This window comes from Paraburkholderia sp. CNPSo 3281 (genome assembly GCF_024206515.1).
Classification (GTDB): Bacteria; Pseudomonadota; Gammaproteobacteria; order Burkholderiales; family Burkholderiaceae; genus Paraburkholderia; species Paraburkholderia nodosa.
Genome location: NZ_JAMBPS010000002.1, coordinates 67,514 through 83,736, shown reverse-complemented (window position 1 = coordinate 83,736; position 16,223 = coordinate 67,514). Strand labels below are relative to the sequence as shown.

12 protein-coding genes are annotated in these 16,223 nt (G+C 65.3%); 8 read left to right on the top strand and 4 right to left on the bottom strand.

The annotated features are described in order from the left end of the window. Nucleotides 1–130 precede the first annotated feature (130 nt). The 7 genes from M3I56_RS02405 (at nt 131) to M3I56_RS02375 (ending at nt 10,261) form a co-directional block, all read left to right on the top strand. A complete protein-coding gene (locus M3I56_RS02405; RefSeq protein WP_254335489.1) occupies nt 131–1,135 on the top strand; it encodes a GlxA family transcriptional regulator in 1,005 nt (334 codons plus the stop codon). Between the two features lie 90 nt (nt 1,136–1,225). Next, on the top strand, nt 1,226–2,761 hold the full coding sequence (locus M3I56_RS02400) for a mannose-1-phosphate guanylyltransferase/mannose-6-phosphate isomerase (RefSeq protein WP_254352405.1): 1,536 nt from the start codon (nt 1,226–1,228) through the stop codon (nt 2,759–2,761). A 41-nt stretch (nt 2,762–2,802) separates the two neighbouring features. Next, nucleotides 2,803–4,194 carry an undecaprenyl-phosphate glucose phosphotransferase gene (locus M3I56_RS02395; RefSeq protein ID WP_254352404.1) on the top strand — a complete coding sequence of 464 codons (1,392 nt, stop codon included), beginning with the start codon at nt 2,803–2,805 and terminating at the stop codon, nt 4,192–4,194. A gap of 62 nt (nt 4,195–4,256) precedes the next feature. Then, the gene (locus tag M3I56_RS02390) at nt 4,257–6,488 is read left to right on the top strand and encodes a polysaccharide biosynthesis tyrosine autokinase (protein ID WP_254352403.1); all 2,232 of its coding nucleotides are present in this window, start codon (nt 4,257–4,259) and stop codon (nt 6,486–6,488) included. A gap of 100 nt (nt 6,489–6,588) precedes the next feature. Beyond that, a complete protein-coding gene (gene gmd, locus M3I56_RS02385) occupies nt 6,589–7,707 on the top strand; it encodes a GDP-mannose 4,6-dehydratase (protein WP_254352642.1) in 1,119 nt (372 codons plus the stop codon). A 6-nt stretch (nt 7,708–7,713) separates the two neighbouring features. Continuing rightward, nucleotides 7,714–8,673: a GDP-L-fucose synthase gene (locus tag M3I56_RS02380; protein ID WP_028202006.1), complete on the top strand. Its 960-nt coding sequence runs from the start codon at nt 7,714–7,716 to the stop codon at nt 8,671–8,673. A 190-nt stretch (nt 8,674–8,863) separates the two neighbouring features. After that, nucleotides 8,864–10,261 (top strand): glycosyltransferase WbuB, encoded by a 1,398-nt coding sequence (locus M3I56_RS02375; protein WP_254352402.1) that lies wholly within the window; start codon nt 8,864–8,866, stop codon nt 10,259–10,261. Nucleotides 10,262–10,319: 58 nt separating this feature from the next. Here M3I56_RS02375 and M3I56_RS02370 read toward each other — a convergent pair whose 3' ends face one another. After that, the gene (locus M3I56_RS02370) at nt 10,320–10,970 is read right to left on the bottom strand and encodes a hypothetical protein (RefSeq protein WP_254352401.1); all 651 of its coding nucleotides are present in this window, start codon (nt 10,968–10,970) and stop codon (nt 10,320–10,322) included. A 227-nt stretch (nt 10,971–11,197) separates the two neighbouring features. On the opposite strand from M3I56_RS02370, the gene M3I56_RS02365 reads away from it, so the two are divergent. Continuing rightward, on the top strand, nt 11,198–11,899 hold the full coding sequence (locus M3I56_RS02365; RefSeq protein ID WP_254352400.1) for a DapH/DapD/GlmU-related protein: 702 nt from the start codon (nt 11,198–11,200) through the stop codon (nt 11,897–11,899). Between the two features lie 120 nt (nt 11,900–12,019). Here M3I56_RS02365 and M3I56_RS02360 read toward each other — a convergent pair whose 3' ends face one another. The 3 genes from M3I56_RS02360 to M3I56_RS02350 all read right to left on the bottom strand — a co-directional run bounded on the left by M3I56_RS02360 (nt 12,020) and on the right by M3I56_RS02350 (nt 16,069). Further along, a complete protein-coding gene (locus M3I56_RS02360) occupies nt 12,020–13,150 on the bottom strand; it encodes a polysaccharide biosynthesis/export family protein (RefSeq protein WP_309249121.1) in 1,131 nt (376 codons plus the stop codon). Between the two features lie 295 nt (nt 13,151–13,445). Further along, on the bottom strand, nt 13,446–14,675 hold the full coding sequence (locus M3I56_RS02355) for a glycosyltransferase (protein ID WP_254352398.1): 1,230 nt from the start codon (nt 14,673–14,675) through the stop codon (nt 13,446–13,448). Beyond that, nucleotides 14,672–16,069, bottom strand: coding sequence for a sulfite exporter TauE/SafE family protein (locus tag M3I56_RS02350; RefSeq protein ID WP_254352397.1), 1,398 nt, complete (start codon nt 16,067–16,069; stop codon nt 14,672–14,674). Before M3I56_RS02350 ends, M3I56_RS02355 begins: the two co-directional genes overlap by 4 nt. Nucleotides 16,070–16,223: the final 154 nt, after the last annotated feature.

The window sequence follows — 16,223 nt, the reverse complement described above, 5'->3', positions numbered from 1 at the left end:
TCTCGCCAGTTTCGGTCAGTCGTCGTTGCGGGGATTTTTCTCTGCATATGATGCACTGCACATGGAATGCTATCGAAATGCTATTACCGGGACTTTTCGCTTGGTACGGGGGATTGTTTAGGGGAAAAGCATGGCGTACGCAAGTCTGGATTTGCCGTCGTTCAGCCGCCCGCATCTAGTGACCGCGGGCATCAGTCGAGAGGTGCGTCATATCGCAATTCTGCTGTTCGATGGTTGTTCGCTCCTCGGCGCCGGTATCGTGGCTGAAGTGTTTCATGTAGCGAATGAACTCTCGACGGACACCGCTCGCAGTTCACCTTACGATGTAAGCATCCTTTCGGCCGATGGCGGCAACGTAACGTGCTCGTCTTCGGTACGGGTCTGGACAGATGGACTCGATGCACGCCACTACGTCGGTTTCGACGCGCTGTTCGTGGCGGGTGGAAAGGGCGCCTTCGCGGCCGCCAACGACGAACGACTCATCGCATGGCTGCGTCGCGTGCATGCGAACACCGGTACCATTCGTCCGATTGGTGAAGGCCGTTCACTGCTCGAGGCGGCAAGTCTGTGCGGCCAGCGCACGCAGCACGAGTTCGGCTCGTATGCGATGCAAACGGGACGCGAGGAAGCGGGCGGCGACGCCGGCGACCGGCTCGAGTCGATGAAGAGCGCGCTCACGCTCGTCAAGCGCGACTTGGGCGTGGATGTTGCGCGCGCCGTGACTGAGCGGCTCATGCCCGATTCGGGCGGCAACCTGTTGCCGTTTCTCGGCGATGCGCTTGGCAGCGCGCCGGCTGACAAAGTGCGTGCAGCGGCGCGCTGGCTGCAGGAAAACTGTCAGCGGGCCATTTCGATAGCGGACGCGGCGCAGGTTGCCGCGATGAGCGAGCGTAACTTTCTGCGCCGCTTCAAGCTGGAGATGGGCATCACGCCATCTGATTACTTACTGCATGCGCGCCTCGCGATTACCTGCAGCCTGCTCACCGATTCGGAGTTGCCGGTCGACAAGATCGCGCGCCGCACCGGCATGGGCAACGGCGACCGCCTCGCCAAGATCTTTCGCAAGCGCATGATGATTTCGCCCACCGAATACCGCGAGCAAAGCCGCCGCGAGGCCGGCGTAGCTGTCTCGTAACGCCGCGGTAACAACGGTCGCACTTCGTTACAAACGGGGGTCGCTATTCGCGAGCCGAGGTGATCCTGCCCGATATGAAGGAGTCCGAAGATGAATGAAAGGTCATCGATTCATGAAGGACAAAGTCAGGCCCGTGCAGAAAGCGAGCCGGGTACAGCGCGCGAAGGCACGACGCCTTGCACGCGCATCGTGCCGGTAGTGCTGGCGGGCGGTTCCGGTACACGTTTGTGGCCGATGTCGCGCGAGCATTTCCCTAAGCAGCTAATTGGTGTGGTGGGCAGCGATACGCTGCTGCAGGCAACCGTGCATCGCCTCGACGGCTTTTCGTCCGAGTGGGAGGTCGCGAGTTCGCCAATCGTCGTATGTGGCGAAGAACACCGCTTCGTGATCGTCGATCAGTTGCGTGCGTGCGGCATGGACGCGCGGCTCGTGGTCGAGCCGGCGCGGCGCGACACGGCGCCGGCACTCACACTTGGCGCTGCGCTTGCATGCGCGAACGGCGACGACGCGATTCTCATCGTGATGCCGTCGGACCATGCGATCACCGACCTGGACGCCCTGCAACGCGCGCTTGAATGCGCAGCGCGCCATGCGCAGCGCGGCGCGATCGTCACGCTTGGCGTGCCGCCGCGTTCGCCCGAAACGGGGTTTGGTTACATCCGCGTCGGCGAGGCGATTGCCGACGGCGCCCACCGTATCGACGGCTTCGTCGAAAAGCCCGCGCCTGAACTCGCCACGCAATACATCACGCAGGGCGGCTACTGGTGGAACAGCGGCATCTTCGTGATGCGTGCGAGCGTTTGGCTCGATTCGCTGCGCGCACTGCAGCCCGACATGCATGCAGCGTGCCTTGCCGCGTTCGTCGATGGCCAGCAAGACGGCCCCGTGTTCCGGCCGGCCCCCGACGCCTTCAAGCGCGCTCCGTCCGACTCGATCGATTACGCGGTCATGGAGCGGCTATCGGGCAGCAACGGCTGGACGCCCGAGGGCGTGGTGGTTGCGCTCGACGCGGGTTGGTCCGACCTCGGCTCGTGGGACGCGGTGTGGGCCGCGATGGAAAAGGACGAAGACGGCAACGTCGGACGCGGACGTGTGGTGTTCGAAGGCGCGCTGGCGACTTACGCGCATTCCGACGGCAGGCTCGTGGCTTGCGTGGGTACGTCGAACCTCGTGGTGGTCGAAACGGCAGATGCGGTGCTCGTCGCCGACCGCTCGAAGGTGCAGGACGTGAAGGGGCTCGTTGCGCGCATCAAGGCGGAGCGCGCACCCGAGGCGGATTCGCATCGCAAGGTGCAACGTCCATGGGGCTTCTACGATTCGATCGATTCGGGCGAGCGCTTCCAGGTCAAACGCATCGTCGTCACGCCGGGCGCGCGGCTCTCGCTGCAACTGCATCACCATCGCGCCGAGCACTGGACAGTCGTGCGCGGCACCGCGCTCGTCACTCGTGGTGAGGAATCCTTTCTTATGACGGAAAACGAGTCCACTTACATTCCGCTCGGTGTGCGCCACCGGCTGGAAAACCCGGGCAAGGTGCCGCTCGAGATCATCGAGGTGCAGTCGGGAGCGTATCTGGGAGAGGACGACATCGTCCGTCTCGACGATACGTACGGCCGCTGCGGTTGAGGGCAGCGGCACGGCCAGCAGGGAGAAAAAAGGGAGAAAGCATGCGCGAGCTACAAAATCTGATGGCGAGAGTGCTCGACGTATCTGCCGTAATGATCGGCGCCAGCGTGGCTTCGGAGATCCGCTTCGAAGATATCGTGCCGCGCGGCGTGAACGAAGCCTTCGTGCTGCTCTCCGCGGCCTTCGCGCTCGTGATCTTTCCGGCGTTCGAGCTTTACCAGTCGTGGCGCGGGCGCTCCAAGGCGCTGCTCGCGGGCCAGGTGTCGCTTGCCTGGCTCGTCGTACAGGGCTGCGCGCTGATTTCGATGTATTCAACGATGCATCACGTCGACGTCGTTTCGCGCTTGTGGTTCGCTTACTGGACCGCTCTTGCGGGCGGCTTGCTCATTACATGGCGCTTCCTTGCGCACGGCGTGCTTTCGCATATGCGGCGCGCGGGCATGAATCTTCATCAGGTTGCCATCGCGGGTTCCGCTTCGCAGTGCGACGAGATCATGCGGCGCATCGATGCGGAGCCAGGCTCCGGCTTTCGTGCGAGCGCGCTCTACAACACCATGCCGCAATCGGCGAGACCCGCGAGCGAGAAAGACGCGCCGGTGTGCGACACGATCGAGACGTTCGCGCAGCATATCCGCGAGCATGACGTGCACGAGTTGTGGCTCGCCCTGTCGCTTGCCGAGGAGCGCACGGTGGTGCGGCTCGTGAGCGAGTTTCGCAACGACCTCGTGAACATCCGCTTCATCCCGGACGTGCGCTCGCTGGCCCTGTTCGACACCAGTACGGTGATCGAGTTGCTCGGCGTGCCCGCGATCAACCTCGTCGCCTCGCCGCTGCCCGCGAGCGCGCAGTTCAAGAAGGCGTTGTTCGATCGTGTGTTCGCGGCGCTTGCGCTCGTGAGCCTCATGCCGCTTCTCATCGGCATTGCCATTGCAGTGAAGTTTTCCTCGCCGGGGCCGGTGTTGTTCAGGCAGCGCCGCAAGGGCGCCGATGGCCGCGTGTTCACGATCTACAAGTTCCGCACGATGCGCGAGCACAAGGAAGCACCCGGCACGGTGAGCCAGGCGAAGCGCGACGATCCGCGCGTGACGCGTCTGGGCGCGTTCCTGCGCCGCACGAGTCTCGATGAACTGCCGCAGTTCTACAACGTGCTGCGCGGCGACATGTCGGTGGTCGGACCGCGCCCGCATGCGCTCGAGCACGACGATCTCTATCAGAGCGTGGTGAAGGGCTACATCAACCGCTATCGCATCAAGCCGGGCATTACCGGCTGGGCGCAGGTGAATGGATTTCGCGGCGAAACCGATCGCCTCGAAAAGATGGAAATGCGCGTAGCGCACGATCTGTATTACCTCGGCCATTGGTCGTTCTGGCTCGACATGCGCATCATCGCGGCCACGATCGTTCACGGGCTGGTTGGCCGCAACGCGTACTGAGCCCTGCGGCGCATTCGAGCAAGCATCACCAGCAAGCAACACCAGGTTTCGGGAGAAGCAAGATGGCGATGAATTATGACGGCGCTTACTATGGCGCAGCAGGCGCCGACGAGCGATACCTTGGCGACTACCTGCAAACGATGGTGGCGAACTGGCGCGCCATCGCGATCGTGACGCTTGCCGTCACGCTGCTGGGCGCGGCCTATGCGTTCCTCGCCACGCCGACCTATCGGGCCGACGTGCTGTTCCACCTCGTCGACAAGGGCGACGCCAGCAAGAAGGACAGCAGCTTGCCGCCGCTCACGGGCATGTTCGACGAGAAGTCGACCGCGAACGGCGTGATCGAAATGCTGAAGTCGCGCAACGTGACCGAGGAAACGGTGCGCAAGCTCCACCTCGACATTTCGGCGCGGCCGCGCGAAATGCCCGTGATCGGCGGCATGCTCTCCGGCATCCTGGGCTCGCCCTGGGCGCAGAAGCTGCCCGGGTTCATACGACCGTCCGGCTATGCATGGGGCGGCGGCGACATCAAGGTATCGCGCTTCGATACGCCCGAGGCGATGTATGAGCGCGACTTCACGATCGTCGCCGGCGAAGAGCCCGGCACCTTCACGCTGCGCGACCCCGACGGCATTCCGCTTCTGCAGGGCCGCGTGGGCGAGGACGTGAGCGCGAACACGTCGGCCGGGCCGATCGGGCTGCACGTCGACAGTTTGAGCGGGCCACCCGGAACGCCTTTCCTGCTCACGCGCGCCTCGACGCTGACCACCGTCGACCGGCTGGAGAATTCGCTCCAGATCCAGGAAGTCGGGCTGCAGTCCGGCGTGATCCGCGCGAGTCTCGAAGGCCACAACAGCAAGACGACGGCCGCGATCCTCAACAACGTGGCGCACGAGTTCATCAAGCAGGACATCGCGAGCCGTTCGGCGGAAGCGGAACACATGCTCGCGTTCCTCGACGACCAGCTGCCGCAACTGCGCTCGCAGGTCGATGCGGCCGAGCAGAAGTACAACAAGTTCCGTAACGAGCACGGCACCGTCGATCTCGGCGAAGAAAGCCGGCTGTTGCTCCAGCAGGTGAGCGACAACAAGATCCGTCTCGAAGACCTGCGGCAGCAACGCGCGGAACTCGCACAGCGTTTCACCGAGCATCACCCGGCCGTTCAGGCACTCGACGCGCAGATCGGCACGTTGCAAGCTGCGCAGTCGCAGCTCACGCGGAACGTGGCGCAACTGCCGGACACGGAACAGTCCGCCGTGCGCCTCTTGCGCGACGTGCATGTGAGCACGGAGCTTTACACGAGCCTCCTGAACAGTGCGCAGCAACTGCGTGTGGCGCGCGCGGGCCAGGTGGGCGACGTGCGCGTGGTCGATTTCGCCGAAGCGCCGGATGATCCCGTGCGTCCGAAGAAGCTGCTTGTGATCGCGCTCGCGATCGGCGCGGGGCTCGTGCTGGGCGTGCTCGTCGCGTTCGTGCGCAAGTCGCTGTACGGCGGCGTGGAGCGCCCGGATGAGCTCGAAGCCGCACTCGGCGTGCCGGTCTTCGCCGTGGTGCCGCGCAGCCCGCAACAGCTGCGGCTGCAGCATCACGTCACCTTGCGCCGGCGCGGGCTGCACGTGCTCGCGCAGCAGAACCCGCAGGACGTTGCGGTGGAAGGCGTGCGCAGCCTGCGCACCTCGCTGCAGCTCACGCTCAACGACGCGCGCAACAACATCGTGATGCTCACGGGCTCGCGGCCCGACATCGGCAAGTCGTTCCTCTCGGTCAATCTCGCTGCGCTCGTCGCCTCGGTGAACAAGCGCGTGCTGATCGTCGACGGCGACATGCGGCGCGGCGACGTGCACTCGCACTTCGGCATTGCGCACCAGCCGGGTCTCTCCGACGTGCTGCTCGGCGCCGATCTGGACCAGGCGATCCAGCACGAGGTGCTGCCCGGACTCGACGTGCTCGCCAAGGGCTCGCTGCATTCGCATCCGTCCGAGCTGCTGATGAGCCCGCGCTTCGAGTCGCTGCTCGAAGAACTGGGGGCGCGGTATGACCTCGTGATCGTCGATACGCCGCCGGTGCTCGCGGTGACCGACTCGACCGTGATCGGACGCTACGCGGGCACGACGCTGCTCGCGATCCGCCATGGCCGCCACCCGATTTCGGAGCTCGAGGAGACGGTCAAGCGCCTGCGCATTGGCGGCGTGAATCTGCGTGGCGTGCTGCTCACCGACGTGCCGAAGACCGGCGCGTTTATTGGCGGCGGGTATCGCGGCGGTTACTACGGTTACGAAAGCGTTTCAGGGTAGCAGCAGGGTAACAACAGGTTGACGGCCGGTTTTCGGGCCGCCCGTCGATGGTGAAAACCACCGAATCCCATTTCGCGCACGCGAGGAGAGAACGATGGCAATGGCTCGTAAAGTTGCTTTGATTACCGGCATCACCGGTCAGGACGGTTCGTATCTGGCAGAACTGCTTTTGAACAAAGGCTATGAGGTGCATGGCATCAAGCGCCGCTCATCGCTCTTCAATACGGACCGCATCGATCACCTTTATCGCGATGCACACGACTCGGAGCCCGGCATCCACCTGCATCACGGCGAAATGACCGACACCACGGCCTTGTTGCGCGTGGTCCAGGAGATCGCGCCCGACGAAGTCTACAACCTCGCTGCGCAGAGCCACGTGGCCGTGTCGTTCGACGAGCCCGAATACACCGCGAACGCGGACGGCCTCGGCACGCTGCGCCTTCTGGAAGCGATCCGCATTCTCGGCCTCGCGAAGAAAACGCGCTTCTATCAGGCTTCGACGTCCGAGCTGTACGGGCTCGTGCAGGAAGTGCCGCAGCGCGAAACCACGCCGTTCTACCCGCGCAGCCCGTATGCGGTCGCGAAACTGTTCGCCTACTGGACCACGGTGAACTACCGCGAGGCGTACGGCATCTACGCGTGCAATGGCATTCTCTTCAACCACGAGTCGCCGCAGCGCGGCGAGACCTTCGTCACGCGCAAGATCACGCGTGCGATTGCCCGCATCGCCGTCGGGTTGCAGAAGGAACTGTATCTCGGCAACCTCTCGGCCATGCGCGACTGGGGCCATGCGCGCGATTACGTCGACATGCAGTGGCGCATGCTCCAGCAGGAGAAGCCCGAGGACTTCGTGATCGCAACGGGCGTGCAGTACAGCGTGCGCGACTTCGTGCGCGCGGCGGCGGTGGAACTGGGCATCACGGTGCGTTTCGAGGGCAGCGGTGTCGATGAGGTCGGCATTGTCGACCACGTCGACTCGCGTGAGATGCGGCTCGAAGCAGGCCAGGTGATCCTGCGTGTCGACCCGCGCTACTTCCGCCCGGCCGAGGTCGAGACGCTGCTTGGCGACGCCTCCAAGGCGCAGGAGAAGCTGGGCTGGAAGCCGGCCACCTCGTTCCAGGCGCTCGTCAAGGAAATGGTGCGAGCCGATTATCAGGCCGCCCGGCGCGACGCGCTCGTCACGCTGGCCGGCTTCAAGGCTCTCGAACATCACGAGTGAGATGCCATGGACAAGAACTCCCGAATCTTCGTTGCCGGCCACCGCGGCATGGTGGGCTCAGCGCTCGTGCGCGCGTTGCAGGCGCACGGCTACCATAACCTCGTCACACGTCCCCACTCGGAGCTCGACCTCACCGATCAGGCCGCGGTCGACGCCTTTTTCGAAGGCGAGCACATCGACGCGGTGCTGCTCGCGGCCGCGCGCGTGGGCGGCATCCTCGCGAATTCGACGCAGCCCGCACAGTTCGCCTGGGACAACCTGGCGATCGAGACCAACGTGATCCGGGCGTCGTACAACGCGGGCGTGCAGCGCCTCGTGTTCTTCGGCTCGTCGTGCATTTATCCGCGCGAATGCCCGCAGCCGATCCGCGAAGCCTATCTGCTCACCTCGCCGCTCGAGCCGACCAACGAGGCCTACGCGATTGCGAAGATCGCGGGCCTGAAGCTCTGCGAAGCGTACAACCGCCAGTACGGTACGCATTTCGTCTCGCTCATGCCGACCAACCTGTACGGCCCCAACGACAACTACGACCTCGGCAGCAGCCATGTGCTGCCCGCGCTGATCCGCAAGGCGCACGAGGCGCGCAGCAACGGCCAGCGCACGCTGACGGTCTGGGGTTCGGGCAGGCCGCGCCGCGAGTTCCTGCACGTCGACGATCTCGCTGATGCGACGATCTTCGTGCTCGAGCACGAGACCGGCGACGGCGTGTACAACGTCGGCGTCGGCGAAGACCTGTCGATCCGCGACCTCGCGCAGCGCGTGTGCGACGTGGTGGGCTTCGAAGGCGAACTGGTATTCGACTCGACCAAGCCCGACGGCACGCCGCGCAAGCTGCTCGACGTGTCGCGCCTGGGCGACCTGGGCTGGCACGCGCACATCGGCCTCCAGGAGGGGCTCGCCCGCACCTACGACGACTTTCTGCAAACCCAGGCCGCGCCGGCGTACGAGGCGGGCATGCGGGCTTGATATGGCCTGACGGGACCGATGGCTTTCAAACGATCGGCTCAAAAGGACGAAAGGGAAGAGGCGTCTGGTTGGTGGTGGGCGTCGTGCGCGGACCGGATGCACGACGCCCGCTTTTTTTCGCTCGGCGCGCGAGACGATTAAAAGCGGTAGACAAGCAGCTCAAAAGCAGTACAGGGACGGAAGCGACGCAATGAGAATCCTGATCTACGGACTGAATTACGCGCCCGAAGTCACAGGCGTCGGCAAATACACAGCCGAAATGGCGGAGCTGCTCGCGGCGCACGGCCACGAGGTGCGCGTGATCTGCGCGCCGCCTTATTACCCGCAATGGCGCGTGCATGAAGGTTATCGCGCGGGCCGTTACCAACACGAAACGTTGCGCGGCGTGAGCGTTTGGCGTGCGCCGCTGTGGGTGCCGACCCAGCAGGGCGGCTTCAAGCGCATCGTGCATCTGGCGAGCTTCGCGTTCTCGTCGCTGCCGCTTCTCGCGCGGCTCGCGGCGTGGCGGCCCCAGGCCGTCATGCTGATCGTGCCGACGCTCTTTTGCGCGCCCGGCGCACTCATGCTCGCGCGCGCCGTCGGCGCGCGCAGCTGGCTGCATATTCAGGACTTCGAAGTCGATGCGGCATTCGATCTGGGGCTTCTGCGCGGCGGCCAGGGGTCGCGTCTCGGGCGCGCCGCTCTCGCCGGCGAACGCTGGCTGCTGCGGCGCTTCGACGTCGTCTCGTCGATTTCGACGCGCATGGTCGAGCGCGCCATCGACAAGGGTGTGGACGCCGCGCGCGCCGTGTGCCTGCCGAACTGGGTCGACACCCAGGCGATCTTCCCGCTTCCCTATCCGAGCGCATTCCGGCGGCGCCTCGGCATCCCGCAGGAGAACACCGTCGTGCTCTACTCGGGGAACATGGGGGCGAAACAGGGCATCGAAATTCTCGCGGACGTCGCAACGGCGCTCGCCGCGCGGCCCGATATCAGCTTCGTGTTCTGCGGCGACGGCGCGGCCAAGCGGGAACTGATGGCGCGTTGCGAGCCGCTCTCGAACTGTCACGTGCTGCCGCTGCAGCCGTCTTCGATGCTCAACGAACTGCTGAACGTGGCCGATATCCACGTGCTGCCGCAGCGCAACGACGCCGCCGACCTAGTGATGCCCTCGAAGCTCACCGGCATGCTCGCGAGCGGCCGTGCGGTGGTCGCCATGGCGCGGCCCGGCACGAGTCTCTTCGACGTGGTCTCGGACCACGGAATCGTGGTGCCGCCAGAGGACAGCGAGGCGCTCGCTGCGGCGATCGTCGAACTGGCCGGCGACCCCGCGCGCCGCGCCGAGCTTGGCCGTGCCGCGCGGCGCTACGCGAAGCGCATGCTGTCACCGCAAGCGATCTTCGATGTGCTCGAAGCGAGGCTTGCCGCGCTCGCGGGCGAGGTTGCCGAGCCGGCGGGCCAGACGCAGGTCGAGCCGCAGACCGCGGCAAGCGGCCTTTCTTCTTCGACACAGCAAGCTGCGGGTCAATCTGCGAATCTGAATCAACCTGCGAGTCAAGCGGGCAAAGGCGGATCGACGTTGCCGGAGGTCGAGCAGTCCGACGTGTGAGCGACTGCGCCCAAGGCCGCGAGGGTGATCTTGGGCTGTCCCCGACCGCTAGCGGAGCTTACCAGGGCGACTTGTAGAGTTCGGAGTTGGACTGGTCCGGCGACCCGTACGGGCTGCCATACGGATTGCCGTAGACCTGCGCAGTTGGCGAGGTTTGGCTGGCGCCGTAGTCATAGCCGGCCGCTGAGCGCTTGCCCCCTGCACCGCCCCCGCTGGTGCCCCTCGCCACCGCATTGCCGGCGCGCGACATGCCGTTCGCGCCGATCCTGCTGTGATTCGTGGCGCCCCTGCCGCCTGCGCTCGAAGCGCTGCTTCTGTCGCCCCTGCCGCCGTTGGCGCTCGCCGCGCTCGCGGCGTAATCCCCGGGCGTCACGACGTGCATGTGCTTTTCGTTCGTGAGCGCGTCTCGCGCGTCGTCTGGCGAAGCGCCGTTGCTGCTGTACGGGCTCACGCTGTACGGGTTGTCCGAAGTGCCCGGACCGCCGAGCAGGCGCTGTTCGTCGAGTTGCTGGCGCTGCACGGCGTTGGCGGGGGTGTCGCCGCGGCTGCTTTGGCGACTCTGGTCACTCGCGGCAGCGGGGGAGCCACCGGTGGCGGCGCCGTACGCGGCGTTCTGCGCAAACACCGCGCACGGCCATGCGGCGCACGCGGCTTGCAGCGCGGCGGCGAGGACGTAAGGTGCAACTTGATGACGATATGAGCTGGACATGGCATTGATCCTGCGCGCCGCGAACCATGCGGCGTCAAGCCTTCATGTTGCCTATCGCGCGTCGCGCCGCTGCGCCAAAACCCCTGCCGTGTCGGCCACGCGTGCGAGGCGCTGCGGTGGCCGCCCGATAATGAAATCGTGGCTTGATGCGTCCCGCTATGCGGGCCGCCAGGCTTGCAACCCGCAGGAAGCCAACAGGAACCGACCCGGATGGGCAAGGAGCGTTCATGACGGAAGCGGTCGAAGGTTTAGGGTCCCGCAAAGGGCGCGCCGGCGCGGCCGGGCGCAGGGAGGAGGCGGGCGAAGCGCCGCCCGCAGGCATCGTGCCGCCACAAGCCGCCAATGACGCACGAGCCGCGGAAATCCGCGTGATCGATTTGAGCCGTGCGGGCAAGGGCAACTTCGTCCCGCGCCGCGGCAAGCTCGTGCAGGCCGCGTGGTATCTGGTCGACACCTGCGTGCTCGACAACCGCCTGCTGCCGCTTTCCGCGCTGCGCGCAGGCTTGCTGCGCCTGTTCGGCGCGAAGATCGGCCAGGGCTGCCGCCTCGTGCACCCCATGCGCGTGAAGGCGCCGTGGAATCTGGAAATGGGCGACAACTGCTGGATTGGCGTGGACGTGTGGATCTACAACCAGGCGCCCATCCGTATCGGCTCGAACGTTTGCCTTTCGCAGGGCGCGTTTCTCAGCGCCGGTTCGCACGACATGCGCACGAACATGGATCTGCACGTCGCGCCAATCGTGATTGAGGACGGCGCGTGGGTCTCGTCGAAATGCGTCGTGCAGATGGGCGTGACGATCGGGCGCTCGGCGGTTGTCACGCCGCTCTCGGTCGTGCATCGCTCGCTGGAAGCCGGCGGCGTGTATGGCGGCAATCCGTGCCGCTTTATCCGCTGGCGTTTCGAGGAAAGCAAGCCGCCCCAGGCATAAGGGCGGCGCGAGGCTGGCCCGTTTCAAGCAGATTCATTCGTGGCACGAGCAGGCCCTTGGGCCTGCTCCCGCTCAGACGCAGGCCCGAAGGCCTGCTCATACTCATACGAGCCCCACCGGCTAGTACCCTCCGTAACCCACCGCCCGGCCCGCCGCGGCTGCCTGCGTACTCGGCAGGATCAGGTTGATGACGCGGCTCCACTTGACGAGCGCCGACGCATCGACGAACACGACATCGTTCGGCTGCAACTCGAACTCGTCGGCCGTGGCCATGGCTTCCGGCGACGACGCGTCGAGATGGAAGACCGTACGGTGCCCTTCCTTCTGCCCGCGCACCACGTACACTTGCGAGGCGTCGCCCGAACCCTGGCTGACACCGCCTGCGTTGCCTAGGGCGTCGTTCAGCGAGAGATGGCCGTTATCGAACGGCAAGGGCCCCGGGTGTCCGACTTCGCCCAGCACGAACACGCGGCTTTCGTTCGCCGAATACACGCGCACGAGGTCGCCGTTCTGCAGCAGGATTTTGTCCGGGTTCACGCCTTTCTTGATCATGTCCGGAATGTTCACCATGGTCGTCTTGTCGCCGCGTGTCACGCTAACCCGTGAACGGTCGCCGGCCGCCGTGAAGCCGCCCGCGCGGTTGATCGCCTCGGGCAGCGACATCGTCATGTCGTTGAGCACCATGAGCCCGGGCGTGCGCACTTCGCCGTCCACGTACACGCGCCGGCTGCGGTACGATTCGATGCGCAGCGTCACCTGAGGTTTGTTCAGGTAGTAGGCTAGCTTCTTCGCCACCAGGTCGCGGGCTTGCATCTCGGTGAGCCCTGCCACGTGGATCGGACCCACGTAGGCCACCTGGATCGCACCCGACGAGTCGACGGTATAGCCCGACTGTACCTGGCTCGCGCTCTGGTCCTGCTGCCCGTTGCCGCCGCCGCCGCCGTTCGTCGGCAGATTCATTTCGGGGTGGTCCCACACGACGATGCTCAGCACGTCGCCGGGCCCGAGCGAGTAGGGCTTGGGCGTGCCGAACAGCGTCTCGACGTTTGCCGGGACAGTCGTCGGTCTCGACGCCGCTTCCTTCGCGACCAGTTCGCTGTTGATCTCAACGAGCGCGCCCGGTGGCGGTTGATCCCCGCTGCCGCCCGTGCGCGCGGCGCCGGTCGCGGCCTTCGCCTGCGTGACGCTCGACGGCGCCTGCATCCCAGGCGAGAGCCCACAGCCCGAAATCAATGCCGCGGTCGCGGCCATGGCCATGATCGCCGTCAGGGCCGCGCGTGCGCGGGCCGCCGATAATCTGCGCAAACTGCGCGCGGGCTGCTTCACAGGTTGCGTCGCGATTACGTCGATGGTCTCGCCGCCAGAACAATCAGGTCTACTGTTTAACATAGTGTCGCCCCCTTACTAACAGGATTCGCACATCGCCACGAAAGTGCAACGCGGGCTCATCGTTCGACTCGTTATGACGCTTCAGCTGCGTTGCTTCGTCACCCCTGCCAATCCCTACCATTTCCGCTATCTGATATCTGATGCCGCCTTTTTTCGCTTATTCAGCCTGCTCCGCGGGCTCGCCCTGGGCCATGGCGCTCATCGGGCGCCCTCGGTGAAATCGCGCGCCAGCGTGCAAAGGATGTTCCTGCAACAAGCCCAGCAGCGAGCGCACCATGCCATCCATCGCGAAGCGCGCGTCGAACGTGCGCCGCGCCTGAGCGCGCATGGCGTCGCGCGCGCGCTCGTCAAGTGCCCGCCATGAGGCGAAGTTGCGCTGCGTGCCGGCGACCGTGTCGGGCGCAACGAACCCCGCGCCGTCCTCGTCGATCTCGCGCCAGACGCCGACCTTGTCCGAGACCAGTGCGGGTAGCCCGCACGCCAGCGCCTCCGCTACGGAAACGCCGAAGTTCTCCTGGTGCGAAGGCAGCACGAACACGTCGCTAGCAAAAAACGCGCCCCACTTCAGGTTGCCCTGCAGCATGCCCGGCCAGCTGATGCGGTGCGTAATGCCGTGCGACTGCGCCATCGCCAGCAGCGCGGGTTGCCAGTTGCCCTTGTCGGGCCCCGCGATCAGCAGATGCGCATCCGGCGTTTCGCGCGCATGTTCGGCGAATGCGTGAACCAGCACGTCGCAACCCTTTTTCGGGTGCAGACGCCCGAGAAACAGCACGATGCGCTTGTTGCGCAAATGCGGCGACTCCTGCAGGAAGGCTTCGCGCAACGTGTCCGGGTCCTCGTTGGGCGCATTGGTGCCGAACGGCACGACGCGTTCGTTGGCGCGGTACAGCCAGAACGATTCGCGCGCGAGCAGGCGTTCTTCGTCGGTCGTGAAAATGACGGCGGAGGCGTCGCGCAGCACGCGGAAATCGGCCCATGGCCAGTACGCCCATTTCTTCAGATGCTTGACCGGATAAGTGGCCTTGAACCACGGGTCGAGCATGCCGTGCGTGTACACGTAGTACGGCAGCTGGGCGTGGCGCAGGGCGCGCCACGCGCCGAAGCCGTGGTATTGCCAGAGCCCGTGCACGATCGCCGCGTCGAAGCGCCTCGCGTTCGCGCGCAGCCACGGCACGTAGCCGGCGCAGTAGCCGTAGTGCCCGCGGCCTGGGCCCAATGCGTGGAGCGGGAGCGGGAATTCGCGCACATAAGGCGCGTCGATCGGGTCGAGCGACGCCACTTCGATCTGGTGATCGAGCGCCGTCATCGCGAGACCGCTCTGGCGAACGCCCTCAATCGGGCCGCCCGAACGGGGGTCGACCGTGGACACGAGGTGCAGGATTTTCATCGGGGCTCCGGAGTCGCATACGTGGTGAGCGGCACCGGCGCCGCCGCGGGCGCCGTGGGTCGGAAGGCAGGCTCGCGCCCGTAGGACGGGTGCAGGCGCTGGCGCTTGCGTTGAAGGTCAATGCGGTGATGAAGCTGCGAATACAGCGCGACGATGAGCCCGAGCGCGAGGCCGTACACGAGGCCCGAGAAACGCGTGCCGAGCGGATTGCCGCCGATCGACGCGCCCGGCAGCGCGGCGAGCACGAGCAGTGCCATGCTGAGCGGCATGAGCATCGGGTGACGCGGCGCAATGCGGCGCCAGCGTCTGAATGCGCGGCCCGCGACGATGAGCGCGACGATCACTGCGAGCGGCATGCAGCCCCCGAACAGGATACCTTCGGCGTAGAGCTGGTAGACCCAGAAGTTGTGGCCGGCCACCCAGTCGCTGGTGTTGAAGTAATCGTCCTTGCTGAAGGTCTGGTTCACGTACTGGTAGTAAATCGGCGAGTAGCGGTAGAGGTGGCCATAACCCTTGCCGAACAGGACCGATTCCACCGATTCGGTGACCTGGTCGTACTGGTCGCGCATCTCCGCAATACGTGTGACCGTGGTCGGATCGCGGTCGGACTCCGCGTTCTGCGCGGCCGTCACGCGCTGCGTCCAGTGTTCCGTGATCGACGGGAAGAGCCAGGCCGTTCCCACGCCCAGCGCTACCACGAACGAAAGCGCGATGCCCGTGCGGAAAAACGATTTGATCAGATGGCTGAGCGACGGCGAGGCGAGCCACGCCGCGAACATGGCGAGCAGGACGGTCGCGATCAGCAGGCTGCGCGTGACGCTCAACAATTCGACGACGAGCGTGGCGAGGAACACGAGTACCATCGTCACGTTGAAGCGCCGGGCGACGATGAACTGGTGCAACAGCATGGCCTGCAGCGCGAGCATGGTCGGCGAGACGATGCGAAAACGAATGTCGGCGAGCGGCCCGCCGACTGCCAGTATGCCGAAGAAGAACGTAAACGCGAGGCCCAGCACGTTCGCGTAATAAAGCGCGCGCTGCATCTGCATGACGCGAATGGGGTGCCATGGGCGGCACATGGCCCAGTAGCCGAGCGCGAACAGCAGGAACGGCAGGATCACGCGCAGGTATTGACCAATCGGATTGTGCTGCAGCATTTGCGCAATGAGACTGCCGGCGAGGCTCGCCACGAGCGCGCCCGTCACGAACGAGCGCAGCCGCGTCGGACGCGCGAAGCGCGGGCCGATCATCGCGAGGATGAGCGCGCCTGCCAGGGCCGGAATGACCGCCAGCCATTGCGCGCCGTGGCCAAACTGGGAGTCCGGTGCCTTGTAGTCGAAAGCGAGAGGCACGAGGCACACCCAGAGCCATAGTGCAGCATGTTTGTTTCGCATCGGCGTTTCTCCCGGTGCGGTGCATAGGGTCGCATACGTGGCGCAAGATTCATGCGCGCCGCAAGCGAAGGCTCGATTCAATATAAAACGCCGCAAGCGGCTTGCGCATGTGCGTGGCGGGAAGCGGCAGGGTTGTGGCGGCAGGAAAAAAATT

What these genes read in the sequence shown, in the direction of transcription:
- M3I56_RS02350 (WP_254352397.1), bottom strand. Translation starts at nt 16,069, where the DNA reads ATGCGAAACAAACATGCTGCACTATGGCTCTGGGTGTGCCTCGTGCCT.
- M3I56_RS02405 (WP_254335489.1), top strand. Translation starts at nt 131, where the DNA reads ATGGCGTACGCAAGTCTGGATTTGCCGTCGTTCAGCCGCCCGCATCTA.
- M3I56_RS02365 (WP_254352400.1), top strand. Translation starts at nt 11,198, where the DNA reads ATGACGGAAGCGGTCGAAGGTTTAGGGTCCCGCAAAGGGCGCGCCGGC.
- M3I56_RS02375 (WP_254352402.1), top strand. Translation starts at nt 8,864, where the DNA reads ATGAGAATCCTGATCTACGGACTGAATTACGCGCCCGAAGTCACAGGC.
- M3I56_RS02390 (WP_254352403.1), top strand. Translation starts at nt 4,257, where the DNA reads ATGGCGATGAATTATGACGGCGCTTACTATGGCGCAGCAGGCGCCGAC.
- M3I56_RS02355 (WP_254352398.1), bottom strand. Translation starts at nt 14,675, where the DNA reads ATGAAAATCCTGCACCTCGTGTCCACGGTCGACCCCCGTTCGGGCGGC.
- M3I56_RS02380 (WP_028202006.1), top strand. Translation starts at nt 7,714, where the DNA reads ATGGACAAGAACTCCCGAATCTTCGTTGCCGGCCACCGCGGCATGGTG.
- M3I56_RS02360 (WP_309249121.1), bottom strand. Translation starts at nt 13,150, where the DNA reads ATGGCCGCGACCGCGGCATTGATTTCGGGCTGTGGGCTCTCGCCTGGG.
- M3I56_RS02395 (WP_254352404.1), top strand. Translation starts at nt 2,803, where the DNA reads ATGCGCGAGCTACAAAATCTGATGGCGAGAGTGCTCGACGTATCTGCC.
- M3I56_RS02400 (WP_254352405.1), top strand. Translation starts at nt 1,226, where the DNA reads ATGAATGAAAGGTCATCGATTCATGAAGGACAAAGTCAGGCCCGTGCA.
- M3I56_RS02370 (WP_254352401.1), bottom strand. Translation starts at nt 10,970, where the DNA reads ATGTCCAGCTCATATCGTCATCAAGTTGCACCTTACGTCCTCGCCGCC.
- gmd (WP_254352642.1), top strand. Translation starts at nt 6,589, where the DNA reads ATGGCTCGTAAAGTTGCTTTGATTACCGGCATCACCGGTCAGGACGGT.